The following is a 12611-nucleotide window of genomic DNA, read 5'->3' as shown; positions in this document are numbered from 1 at the left end:
TCTCACTCCTCTCGCAGGGTCTGGATCATGTAGTTGACGTCAACGTCCGCTGCCAGTTTGTAGTGCTTGGTCAGGGGGTTGTAGGTCAGGCCGATGATGTCCTTGACGGTCAGGCCGGCAGAGCGGCTCCAGGCGCCGAGCTCCGAAGGACGGATGAATTTCTTGAAATCATGGGTGCCGCGAGGCAGCAGTTTCATGATGTATTCCGCACCGATGATGGCGAACAGGTAAGCCTTGGGGTTGCGGTTGATGGTGGAGAAAAACACCTGACCGCCGGGCTTGACCATGCGGAAGCAGGCGCGGATCACCGACGAAGGGTCGGGGACGTGCTCAAGCATTTCCAGGCAGGTGACCACGTCGAACTGCTCGGGCATCTCCTCGGCCAGGGCTTCGGCGGTGATCTGCCGGTACTCGACATTCACGCCGGATTCCAACTGGTGCAACTGGGCAACTGCCAGAGGGGCTTCGCCCATGTCGATCCCGGTCACGGTGGCACCGCGCTGGGCCATGGCCTCGCTGAGGATGCCGCCACCACAGCCGACGTCGAGCACCTTCTTGCCGGCCAGTCCGACCCGTTCGTCGATCCAGTTGACCCGTAGCGGGTTGATGTCGTGCAGGGGCTTGAATTCGCTTTCGCGGTCCCACCAGCGATGGGCCAGGGCTTCGAATTTGGCGATTTCAGCGTGGTCGACGTTGCTCATGAGTGATACTCCAAAGCTAAGAAATTCTCTGTTGGGCCTCAAGCGTCCGCTCAAGGTCCGGGTTATTGGGTATGGCCGCTGATGCGCTGGCCCCAGCCGCGGGCAGTGGCGCTCAGCTGTTGTTCGTCCTGGCGGGTGAGGCGCCGGTCATCCAGCAGTTGCTTGCCGGCGACCCACAGGTGTTTTACGCAGTCCCGGCCAGTGGCGTAGATCAGTTGCGACACTGGGTCGTAAATCGGTTGCTGGGCCAGGCCGGCCAGGTCGAAGGCCACCATGTCTGCGGCCTTGCCGATTTCCAGAGAGCCTACTTCGCTTTCCAGTCCCATGGCTCTGGCGCCGTTCAGGGTGGCCATGCGCAGGGCGCGATGGGCATCCAGGGCGGTTGCCGAACCAGCCACGGCTTTGGCCAGCAGGGCGGCGGTACGAACTTCCCCCAGCAGGTCCAGATCGTTGTTGCTGGCCGCACCATCGGTACCCACCGCGACGTTGACCCCGGCCTGCCACAGGCGCTCTACCGGGCAAAAGCCGCTGGCCAGTTTCAGGTTGGATTCCGGGCAATGAATGACGCTGGTGTTGGTTTCTATCAGTAAAGCCAGGTCGTCATCGCTGATTTGAGTCATATGAACGGCCTGGAAGCGCGGCCCCAGGAGGCCCAGTCGAGCCAGGCGGGCCAGGGGGCGCTCGCCACGCTGCTCCAGGGATTGCTGCACTTCGAACGCGGTTTCATGTACATGCATGTGGATCGGGGCGTCGAGTTCTTCGGCGATCATCCGGACTTTTTCCAGATTCTCGTCGCCTACGGTATAGGGCGCATGGGGGCCGAAGGTGATCTTGATCCTTGGATGATGCTTGAGATCGCCAAACAGTTCGACGCCCTGACGAATGGCTTCGTCGGCGTCGTGGGCACCAGGAATGGGGAAGTCGAGGATCGGGATGGCGATCTGGGCACGTATGCCGCTGTTGTGAACGCGCTCGCTGGCAACCTTCGGATAGAAGTACATGTCAGAGAAACAGGTGATACCGCCTTTGATCTGCTCGGCGATGGCCAGGTCGGTACCGTCTCGGACGAAGGCTTCATCCACCCACTTGGCTTCGGCAGGCCAGATATGCTTTTCCAGCCAGGTCATCAGCGGCAGATCGTCGGCCAGACCGCGAAACAGTGTCATGGCTGCATGCCCGTGGGCATTGATCAGTCCCGGGCTGAGCAGCATGCCAGGCAGTTCGCGGACTTCGGTGGCGCGATACCTCAGCGCCTCGGCTCGCGGGCCGATGAACAGGATGCGCCCGTCGCGGATGCCCAGGCCGTGTTCCTTGAGGACGACGCCGGCTGGCTCCACCGGTACCAACCAGGTCGGTAACAGCAGCAGGTCGAGCGCAGTCTCACGGTTCGGCATCGAATATCGGTCCAAGGCTTCATATAAAGGATGGCGAAGTATACCCGAGCGTCTTGGCGGGGGGATCGCTATAATCCGCGGCTTTTGTTCATGAGTGCGGGGTGAGGGATGCGCGATCGTCTGTTGGCTGCGGAGAAGGTCAAGGCCATTGATTGGCGGGATAACACTCTGTACCTGCTCGATCAGCGGAACCTGCCCTTCGAGGAGACCTGGGTTGCCTGCGACAGCGTGGCCGGGGTCGCCGAGGCGATTCGTTCAATGGTGGTGCGCGGCGCTCCAGCCATTGGCATCAGCGCAGCTTATGGTTTGGTTTTGGCGGCTCGTGCGCGCTTTGTCGCAGGCGGCGATTGGCTCGCCGCTTTGGAGGCGGATTTCGCCCTGTTGGCGGAGTCTCGCCCGACCGGTGGCAATCTGTTCTGGGCCTTGAATCGCATGCGCGAGCGTCTGGGTCGGGTCAGGGACCAGGCTGAGCCGCTGGCGGCGCTGGAAGCCGAAGCCATGTCGATCCATGAGAGTGATCGTGAGGCCAACCTGACCATGGCCCAGTTGGGTGTGGATTTGATTCGCCGGCATCAGGGCAATCCCCAAGCCTTGTTGACCCACTGCAATACAGGCGCTCTGGCGACCGGCGGCTTCGGTACGGCTTTGGGGGTGATTCGTGCGGCTTGGCTGGAAGGCATGGTGGAGCGAGTTCATGTCGATGAAACTCGTCCCTGGCTGCAAGGGTCGCGCCTGACGGCCTGGGAATTGGCCAGTGAGGGCATTCCCGTGACCTTGAACGCCGACTCCGCCGCCGCCCACATCATGAAGACCAAAGGTGTGACCTGGGTCGTTGTCGGTGCTGACCGAATCGCCGCCAATGGCGATGTGGCGAACAAGATCGGCACCTATCAACTGGCGGTCAATGCCATGCATCACGGAGTGCGCTTCATGGTGGTGGCGTCCAGTTCGACCATCGACTTGAATCTGGCGAGTGGAGATGACATTCCCATCGAGGAGCGCGACGCCGCAGAGTTGCTGGAGCTCGCTGGCAAGCGGGTGGGGGCGGATGTGGAGGTCTTCAATCCGGTATTCGATGTGACGCCTGCGGACCTGATCGACGCCATCGTCACCGAAAAGGGCATTGTCGAACGTCCTGACACGGCAAAAATGGCGCAATTGATGTGTCGTAAGCGCTTGCATTGATGTGCGGCCTCGAACGTTGCTCTCTATGACCTGCCGAGGCGGGCCGTCGGGTCAGAAAAAACACATAAATGTGTGCGAATTTGGCCTCTGAGCCTCTCTCGTCTCTTATCAGGCTGTCACCGGTCAACTAACTATGCTCCATGCGCGTCAGGGGGATAGGTGCGTGGCGGCGATTGTGATAACATCCGGCGGTTTCCAAGGCGGTCCGATGCGACTGCCTTCACTGCGCAAATCCATGGCATAACTTGTTGATTTGTCGTAAGTCGGTGCATGGCACTAGGCCTGCAGCGGCGAGCTTCGTTCGTCCCATATGGATGTGACGAAGTTTCACCAGAAAAAGGAATCAGGCTTCTCATGGGCGAACTGGCCAAAGAAATCCTCCCGGTCAATATCGAAGACGAGCTGAAACAGTCCTACCTCGACTACGCGATGAGCGTAATCGTCGGGCGGGCACTGCCTGATGCGCGCGATGGCTTGAAGCCCGTGCACCGGCGTGTGCTGTACGCGATGAGCGAGCTCGGTAACGACTGGAACAAGCCGTACAAGAAATCTGCCCGTGTTGTCGGTGACGTGATCGGTAAGTATCACCCTCACGGTGATACCGCGGTGTACGACACCATCGTTCGTATGGCCCAGCCATTCTCCCTGCGCTACCTGCTGGTAGACGGCCAGGGTAACTTCGGTTCGGTCGACGGCGACAACGCGGCGGCCATGCGATACACCGAAGTGCGCATGACCAAGCTGGCGCACGAGCTGCTGGCCGACCTGCACAAGGAAACCGTGGACTGGGTGCCGAACTACGACGGCACCGAGATGATCCCGGCGGTCATGCCGACCAAGATCCCCAACCTGCTGGTCAACGGCTCCAGCGGCATTGCCGTGGGCATGGCGACCAACATTCCGCCGCACAACCTCGGTGAAGTCATCGACGGTTGCCTGGCGCTGATCGACAACCCCGAGCTGACCGTCGACGAGCTGATGCAGTACATCCCCGGTCCGGACTTCCCGACCGCGGCGATCATCAATGGTCGTGAAGGCATCATCGAGGCCTACCGCACTGGCCGTGGACGCATCTATATGCGTGCCCGCTCGATCATCGAAGACATCGACAAAGTCGGTGGCCGCCAGCAGATCGTCATCACCGAGCTGCCGTACCAGTTGAACAAGGCCCGTCTGATCGAGAAGATCGCCGAGCTGGTGAAAGAGAAGAAGCTCGAAGGCATTACCGAGCTGCGGGACGAGTCCGACAAGGACGGTATGCGCGTGGTCATCGAGCTGCGTCGCGGCGAAGTGCCTGAGGTGATCCTCAACAACCTCTACGCCCAGACCCAACTGCAAGCCGTGTTCGGCATCAATATCGTGGCGCTGATTGACGGCCGTCCGCGGATCCTCAATCTCAAGGATCTGCTGGAAGCCTTCGTTCGTCACCGCCGCGAAGTGGTGACCCGTCGTACCGTATTCGAGCTGCGCAAGGCGCGTGAGCGTGGCCATATCCTTGAAGGTCAGGCCGTTGCCCTGTCCAACATTGACCCGGTCATCGCCCTGATCAAGGCCTCGCCAACGCCGTCGGAAGCCAAGGAAGCGCTGATCAGCACCCCTTGGGAGTCCAGCGCGGTGATGACCATGGTCGAGCGTGCCGGTGCAGACTCCTGCCGTCCGGAAAACCTCGATCCGCAATACGGTCTGCGCGATGGCAAGTACTTCCTGTCCCCGGAGCAGGCGCAAGCCATTCTGGAACTGCGTCTGCACCGCCTGACCGGCCTCGAGCACGAAAAACTGCTGGCCGAGTACCAGGAGATTCTCAACCAGATCGGTGAACTGATCCGCATCCTCAACAGCGCCACGCGCCTGATGGAAGTGATCCGCGAAGAGCTGGAAGTGATCCGCGCCGAATACGGCGATGTGCGCCGCACCGAGATCCTCGATGCGCGCCTGGACCTGACTCTGGGCGACATGATCCCGGAAGAAGAGCGTGTAGTGACCATCTCCCACGGCGGCTATGCCAAGACCCAGCCGCTGGCTGCGTATCAGGCCCAGCGTCGTGGCGGTAAAGGCAAATCGGCCACTGGCGTCAAGGATGAGGACTACATCGCTCACCTGCTGGTAGCCAACAGCCACACCACGCTGCTGCTGTTCTCCAGCAAGGGTAAGGTGTACTGGCTCAAGACTTACGAGATTCCTGAAGCATCCCGTGCTGCTCGCGGCCGTCCGCTGGTGAACCTGCTGCCGCTGGACGATGGTGAGTACATCACCACCATGCTGCCGGTAGAGGAATACACCGAAGGTCACTACATCTTCATGGCTACCGCCAACGGCACTGTGAAGAAGACCCCGCTGGAATCCTTCAGCCGTCAGCGCAGCGTCGGTCTGATCGCTCTGGAGCTGGACGAAGGTGACGTGCTGATCAGTGCTGCCATTACCGATGGCGAGCGTGAAGTCATGCTGTTCTCCGATGGTGGCAAAGTGACTCGCTTCAAGGAGTCCGACGTACGCGCCATGGGTCGTACCGCTCGCGGTGTTCGCGGCATGCGCTTGGCTGAAGGCCAGAAGCTGATCTCCATGCTGATTCCGGAGGAGGGCAGCCAGATCCTCACCGCTTCCGAGCGTGGTTTCGGCAAGCGCACCGCCATCAGCGAATTCCCTGAGTACAAGCGTGGCGGTCAGGGCGTTATCGCCATGGTCAGTAACGAGCGTAACGGTCGCCTGGTAGGCGCGGTTCAGGTACTGGACGGTGAGGAGATCATGTTGATTTCCGATCAGGGCACCCTGGTTCGTACTCGTGTCGACGAAGTATCGAGCCTGGGCCGTAACACTCAGGGCGTGACTCTGATCAAGCTGGCCAGCGATGAAACCCTGGTGGGCCTGGAGCGGGTGCAGGAGCCATCGGAGATCGAAGGCGAAGAGTACGAAGGTGAAGAGGGCGCTGAATTCGAGGGCACCGTGCTGGATGCGGTAGCCGAGCCGGATGATGCAACCGATGGCCAACAGGCAGACGCCGCAGGCGAAGAAGAGTCGAAAGACTAAATAAATCGTAGCAGGGCAGAGTGTTTGCTCTGTCCGCTACCGTGAATGCATAGCGAGAGTGGATGTGAGCAAACGAGCCTATAACTTCTGCGCAGGTCCCGCTGCGCTACCTGAAGCTGTCCTGTTGCGTGCCCAGGCCGAATTGCTGGATTGGCATGGCAAGGGCCTGTCAGTCATGGAGATGAGTCATCGCAGCGATGAGTTTGTCTCCATCGCCACCAAGGCGGAGCAGGATCTGCGTGACCTGCTGAATATCCCCTCGAACTATAAAGTGCTGTTCCTGCAAGGCGGCGCCAGTCAGCAATTTGCCCAGATTCCACTGAACCTGTTGCCTGAAGGCGGTAAGGCCGACTATATCGACACCGGTATCTGGTCGCAGAAAGCCATTGAAGAGGCCTCTCGTTACGGTCAGGTCAATGTTGCGGCCACTGCCAAGCCTTATGACTACTTTGCGATTCCCGGTCAGAACGAATGGCAGTTGTCGAAAGACGCCGCCTACGTGCACTACGCGCCGAACGAAACCATCGGTGGCCTGGAGTTCAACTGGATCCCGGAAACCGGCGACGTTCCCCTGGTGGCCGACATGTCTTCGGACATCCTCTCGCGCCCTGTGGATATCTCCCGTTTCGGCATGATCTACGCCGGCGCGCAGAAGAACATTGGCCCCAGCGGCATCCTGGTGAACATCATTCGCGAAGACCTGTTGGGTCGTGCCCGTTCTCTGTGCCCGACCATGCTTGACTACAAGGTCGCGGCAGACAACGGCTCGATGTACAACACGCCGCCGACCCTGGCCTGGTACCTGTCCGGTCTGGTGTTCGAATGGCTCAAGGAGCAAGGTGGGGTGCAAGCCATTGCCAAGCTCAACGAGGCCAAGCAGCGCACTCTGTATGACTTCATCGACGCCAGCGGTCTTTACAGCAACCCGATCAACAAGTCCGATCGCTCATGGATGAACGTGCCTTTCCGCCTGGCGGACGATCGTCTGGACAAGCCGTTCCTGGTGGGTGCTGAGGCTCGTGGCCTGTTAAATCTCAAGGGGCATCGCTCGGTGGGCGGCATGCGCGCCTCCATCTATAACGCCGTGGACATCAACGCAGTCAATGCGCTGGTGGCCTACATGGCGGAGTTCGAGAAGGAACATGGCTGATGTCTGAGCAAGAACTCAAGGCCCTGCGCCTGCGCATTGACGCCCTGGACGAGAAGGTCCTGGAACTGATCAGTGAGCGTGCGCGGTGCGCCCAGGAAGTCGCCCGGGTCAAGATGGCCTCCCTGGCAGAAGGCGAAGTGCCGGTATTCTATCGTCCGGAGCGTGAGGCTCAGGTGCTCAAGCGGGTGATGGAGCGCAACCAGGGGCCGCTGGGCAATGAAGAGATGGCGCGTTTGTTTCGCGAAATCATGTCTTCGTGCCTGGCCCTGGAGCAGCCGCTGAAAGTGGCCTACCTCGGTCCTGAAGGCACCTTCACTCAGGCCGCGGCGATGAAGCATTTCGGCCATGCGGTGATCAGCAAGCCGATGGCTGCGATCGACGAAGTGTTCCGTGAAGTGGCTGCTGGTGCGGTGAACTTCGGTGTGGTGCCGGTGGAAAACTCCACTGAGGGTGCGGTCAACCACACCCTCGACAGTTTCCTCGAGCACGACATGGTGATCTGCGGAGAGGTCGAGCTGCGTATTCACCACCATTTGCTGGTGGGTGAAAACACTAAAACTGACAGCATCAGCCGTATCTACTCTCACGCCCAATCATTGGCCCAGTGCCGCAAGTGGCTGGACGCGCACTATCCGAATGTCGAGCGTGTGGCGGTATCCAGCAACGCCGAAGCGGCCAAGCGGGTCAAGGGCGAGTGGAATTCGGCAGCCATCGCCGGCGACATGGCTGCAGGCCTTTATGGGCTGACTCGTCTGGCGGAGAAGATTGAAGATCGTCCGGACAACTCCACGCGCTTCTTGATGATCGGCAATCAGGAAGTGCCGCCTACCGGCGACGACAAGACTTCCATCATCGTGTCCATGAGCAACAAGCCGGGCGCATTGCACGAGCTTCTGGTGCCGTTCCACGACAACGGTATCGACCTGACGCGAATCGAGACCCGACCTTCGCGCAGTGGCAAATGGACCTATGTGTTCTTCATCGACTTCGTCGGCCACCACCGTGATCCGTTGGTCAAGGGTGTGCTGGAGAAGATCAGTCAGGAAGCAGTGGCACTCAAGGTGCTGGGTTCCTACCCGAAAGCGGTTCTCTGAGGCTTTAACAATGAGTGGCGACTTCCTCGCACTGGCACAACCAGGCGTGCAACAACTTTCGCCTTACGTTCCGGGCAAGCCCGTGGACGAACTGGCCCGTGAGCTGGACATCGATCCGGCCACCATCGTCAAGCTGGCGAGCAATGAAAATCCGCTGGGCGCCAGTCCCAAGGCGCTGGCGGCGATTCGCGACGAGTTGGCGGAACTGACTCGTTACCCCGATGGCAACGGCTTTGCTCTCAAGTCTCTGTTGGCCGAGCGCTGCGGCGTGGAGATCCAGCAGGTGACCCTGGGTAACGGTTCCAACGACATTCTGGAGCTGGTGGCTCGCGCCTATCTGGCGCCAGGCCTGAATGCGGTGTTCAGTGAGCACGCGTTTGCCGTCTACCCCATCGTTACCCAAGCAGTCGGTGCTCAGGCAAAAGTCATTCCCGCCAACAAATGGGGGCACGACTTGCCGGCCATGCTCAAGGCTATCGATGAGCAGACCCGTGTGGTGTTCATCGCCAATCCGAACAACCCGACGGGGACCTGGTTTGGTGCCGAGGAGCTGGATGAGTTTCTTCAGGACGTGCCGGCCCATGTGCTGGTAGTGCTGGATGAGGCCTATATCGAGTATGCCGAAGGCAGTGACCTGCCGGACGGTCTGGACTTCCTGGCGGCCTACCCGAACCTGCTGGTATCGCGGACCTTCTCCAAGGCCTACGGCCTGGCGGCCCTGCGGGTCGGTTATGGACTCTCGACCTCGGTGGTGGCGGATGTCCTGAACCGAGTCCGCCAGCCGTTCAACGTCAACAGCCTGGCTTTGGCGGCGGCCTGCGCCGCGCTGCAGGATGCGGATTATCTGGCTGAAAGCCGTCGTTTGAATGAGTCGGGCATGCAGCAGCTGGAGGCGGGTTTCCGTGGTCTGGGTTTGAGCTGGATCCCTTCCAAGGGCAATTTCATCGCTGTGGACCTGGGGCGTGAAGCCGCGCCAGTGTTCCAGGGGTTGTTGCGCGAAGGTGTGATCGTGCGTCCGGTGGCTAACTACGGGATGCCGAACCATCTGCGCGTCACTATTGGCTTGCCGGCGGAAAATACTCGCTTCCTTGAGGCTTTGGCCAAGGTTCTGGCTCGTGGTTGATGTCATTCCAATGCAATCTGCTGTGCCTATGATCGGTCGCCTGGTGGTGATCGGCCTGGGGTTGATTGGCGGCTCCTTTGCCAAGGGGTTGCGTGAAAGTGGTGTATGTCGCGAAGTGGTTGGTGTCGATCTGGACCCGCAGTCTCGCCAGTTGGCGGTTGAACTGGGGGTAGTGGATCGCTGTGAAGAAGACTTGGCTCTGGCTTGCCAGGGCGCCGATGTGATTCAGCTCGCAGTACCGATCCTGGCCATGGAAAAACTGCTGGCACTGTTGGCCAGAATGGATCTGGGGGCGGCTGTGCTGACTGACGTCGGCAGTGCCAAGGGCAATGTGGTGCGTGCGGCGCAGGTGGCCTTTGCAGGCATGCCGACGCGGTTCGTCCCGGGGCATCCGATTGCCGGCTCCGAGCAGAGCGGCGTCGAGGCCTCCAATGCGCAGTTGTTCCGTCGTCACAAAGTGATTCTGACGCCTCTGGAGCAAACCGATCCTGCCGCGCTGGATCTTGTCGACAAGCTTTGGCGTGAGTTGGGAGCAGATGTTGAGCACATGCAGGTCGAGCGCCACGACGAAGTCCTGGCCGCGACCAGTCATCTGCCGCACTTGCTGGCATTTGGTCTGGTCGACTCCTTGGCCAAGCGCAGTGAAAATCTCGACATCTTCCGTTACGCTGCGGGCGGGTTCCGCGATTTCACGAGAATCGCCGGCAGCGACCCGGTCATGTGGCATGACATCTTTCTCGCCAACCGCGAAGCAGTTCTGCGCACACTCGATACATTTCGCAACGACCTCGACGCCTTGCGCGACGCGGTTGATGCAGGGGACGGGCATCAGTTATTGGGCGTATTCACTCGCGCCCGGGTTGCCCGCGAGCATTTCGGTAAAATCCTGGCCCGCCGGGCCTATGTGGACGCTATGAACTCCAACGATCTGATTTTCCTGGCAAATCCTGGTGGCCGCCTGTCTGGGCGGATTCGTGTACCGGGCGACAAATCGATTTCCCACCGTTCGATCATGCTTGGCTCCCTGGCTGAAGGTACCACCGAAGTCGAGGGGTTCCTCGAGGGTGAGGATGCTCTGGCGACGCTGCAGGCCTTCCGCGACATGGGAGTGGTCATCGAAGGTCCGCACCATGGGCGTGTGACTATTCATGGTGTTGGTCTACACGGTTTGAAGCCGGCGCCGGGCCCGATCTATCTGGGTAACTCCGGTACTTCGATGCGCCTGCTCTCCGGTCTGCTGGCTGCACAGAGCTTCGATAGCACCCTGACAGGGGACCCCTCGCTCTCCAAGCGTCCGATGAATCGCGTGGCCAACCCGCTGCGGGAAATGGGTGCGGTGATCGAGACGGCGGCCGAAGGTCGCCCGCCGATGGTGATTCGTGGTGGTCACCAGCTCAAAGGGTTGACCTACACCTTGCCAATGGCTAGTGCTCAGGTTAAGTCCTGTCTGCTGCTGGCTGGCTTGTATGCTGAGGGTAAGACCACAGTCACTGAGCCAGCGCCGACCCGCGACCATACTGAGCGTATGCTGCGTGGTTTTGGCTACTCGGTGAATGTTGATGGCGCAACCGCCTCCGTTGAGTCGGGCGGTAAGCTCAAGGCGACTCATATCGAAGTCCCCGCGGACATTTCTTCTGCGGCGTTCTTTCTGGTAGCTGCTTCCATCGCCGAAGGCTCCGAGTTGGTGCTGGAGCATGTGGGCATCAACCCGACCCGTACTGGCGTGATCGATATCCTGCGCCTGATGGGGGCTGATATTCGTCTGGAAAACCAGCGCGAAGTCGGCGGTGAGCCGGTCGCCGATTTGCATGTACGTGCCGCCAAGCTCAAGGGGATCGAGATTCCTGAAGAGTTGGTGCCATTGGCGATCGACGAATTCCCTGTGCTATTTGTGGCTGCCGCCTGCGCCGAAGGGCGTACTGTGCTGCGTGGCGCGGAAGAGCTGCGGGTCAAGGAGTCCGATCGTATCCAGGTAATGGCTGATGGTTTGCTGACCTTGGGAGTCAAGTGTGAGCCGACTCCCGACGGCATCATCATTGATGGTGGCCAGATTGGCGGTGGTGAAGTGCATGGTCATGGTGATCACCGTATCGCCATGGCATTCAGCGTTGCTTCGTTGCGCGCCAATGCGCCGATTCGTATCCATGACTGTGCGAACGTTGCTACCTCGTTCCCGAACTTTCTTGCGTTGTGCGCGCAGGTGGGGATTCGTGTCGCGCAAGAGGCTCAGTCGTGAATATCAAGGCGCCCGTGATCACCATTGATGGGCCAAGTGGTTCAGGTAAAGGCACCATTGCTGGCAAGCTGGCCAAGCATCTGGGTTGGTGTCTGCTGGACTCCGGGGCTCTTTATCGGCTGCTGGCTTTCGCTGCACGCAATCATGGTGTTGACCTGACTAACGAAGAATCGCTGAAGCTGTTGGCGGCTCATCTGGATGTGCAGTTTCTCGGTGCCACTGAAAATCACCCACAGCGGATCATCCTCGAGGGCGATGATGTGACCGACGACCTGCGCAATGAGCAGGTTGGAGCCTGGGCGTCTCAAGTGGCAGCGCTGCCGGCTGTGCGTGATGCCTTGTTGCAGCGCCAGCGCGCATTCCAGGAGCCGCCGGGCCTGGTTGCGGATGGTCGCGATATGGGCACCGTGGTGTTTCCTGATGCTCCATTGAAGATTTTCCTGACTGCCAGTGCCGAAGAGCGCGCTCGTCGGCGCTACTTGCAGTTGAAGGGAAAAGTCGATGGTGTTAGTCTGTCGAGTCTGCTAGATGAGATACGTGCGCGCGACGAGCGCGACACCCAGCGAGCGGTAGCCCCGCTCAAGCCGGCGGCTGACGCCATACAGCTGGATTCCACGGAGTTGTCCATCGATCAGGTGTTGCAACGCATCTTGAGCGAGATCGCCATTCGCGATATCGCCGGGTGAACAAGGAAGATCGCGGGG

9 protein-coding genes are annotated in these 12611 nt (G+C 60.0%); 7 read left to right on the top strand and 2 right to left on the bottom strand.

What is annotated here, in order from left to right; genetic code table 11:
- Positions 1–2: 2 nt before the first annotated feature.
- The gene (gene ubiG / locus ACSSVC_RS26570) at positions 3–701 is read right to left on the bottom strand and encodes a bifunctional 2-polyprenyl-6-hydroxyphenol methylase/3-demethylubiquinol 3-O-methyltransferase UbiG (RefSeq protein ID WP_016964097.1); all 699 of its coding nucleotides are present in this window, start codon (positions 699–701) and stop codon (positions 3–5) included.
- A gap of 62 nt (positions 702–763) precedes the next feature.
- Entirely contained in the window at positions 764–2095 is a 1332-nt protein-coding gene (locus tag ACSSVC_RS26565) for a TRZ/ATZ family hydrolase (RefSeq protein WP_492611684.1), read from the bottom strand.
- A gap of 108 nt (positions 2096–2203) precedes the next feature.
- On the opposite strand from ACSSVC_RS26565, the gene mtnA reads away from it, so the two are divergent.
- From mtnA to cmk, 7 genes are all read left to right on the top strand, one after another.
- Complete coding sequence (gene mtnA / locus ACSSVC_RS26560; RefSeq protein ID WP_346632201.1) at positions 2204–3280, top strand: S-methyl-5-thioribose-1-phosphate isomerase; 1077 nt, start codon at positions 2204–2206, stop codon at positions 3278–3280.
- Positions 3281–3634: 354 nt separating this feature from the next.
- A complete protein-coding gene (gene gyrA, locus ACSSVC_RS26555) occupies positions 3635–6304 on the top strand; it encodes a DNA gyrase subunit A (RefSeq protein WP_346632200.1) in 2670 nt (889 codons plus the stop codon).
- A 64-nt stretch (positions 6305–6368) separates the two neighbouring features.
- Complete coding sequence (serC, locus tag ACSSVC_RS26550) at positions 6369–7454, top strand: 3-phosphoserine/phosphohydroxythreonine transaminase (RefSeq protein ID WP_346632199.1); 1086 nt, start codon at positions 6369–6371, stop codon at positions 7452–7454.
- Positions 7454–8548 carry a prephenate dehydratase gene (gene pheA, locus ACSSVC_RS26545; protein WP_007939916.1) on the top strand — a complete coding sequence of 365 codons (1095 nt, stop codon included), beginning with the start codon at positions 7454–7456 and terminating at the stop codon, positions 8546–8548. Before serC ends, pheA begins: the two co-directional genes overlap by 1 nt.
- Before the next feature lie 10 nt (positions 8549–8558).
- Complete coding sequence (gene hisC, locus ACSSVC_RS26540; RefSeq protein WP_492611683.1) at positions 8559–9671, top strand: histidinol-phosphate transaminase; 1113 nt, start codon at positions 8559–8561, stop codon at positions 9669–9671.
- A gap of 28 nt (positions 9672–9699) precedes the next feature.
- The gene (locus ACSSVC_RS26535; protein ID WP_404940074.1) at positions 9700–11907 is read left to right on the top strand and encodes a bifunctional prephenate dehydrogenase/3-phosphoshikimate 1-carboxyvinyltransferase; all 2208 of its coding nucleotides are present in this window, start codon (positions 9700–9702) and stop codon (positions 11905–11907) included.
- Entirely contained in the window at positions 11904–12593 is a 690-nt protein-coding gene (cmk, locus tag ACSSVC_RS26530) for a (d)CMP kinase (RefSeq protein ID WP_011062580.1), read from the top strand. The genes ACSSVC_RS26535 and cmk overlap by 4 nt, the downstream gene beginning before the upstream one ends.
- Positions 12594–12611: the final 18 nt, after the last annotated feature.

This window comes from Pseudomonas sp. E1BtOHC1 (assembly GCF_058744285.1).
Note: the sequence above shows the minus strand (reverse complement) of the source record. Positions and strands in the feature narration are given on the sequence as shown.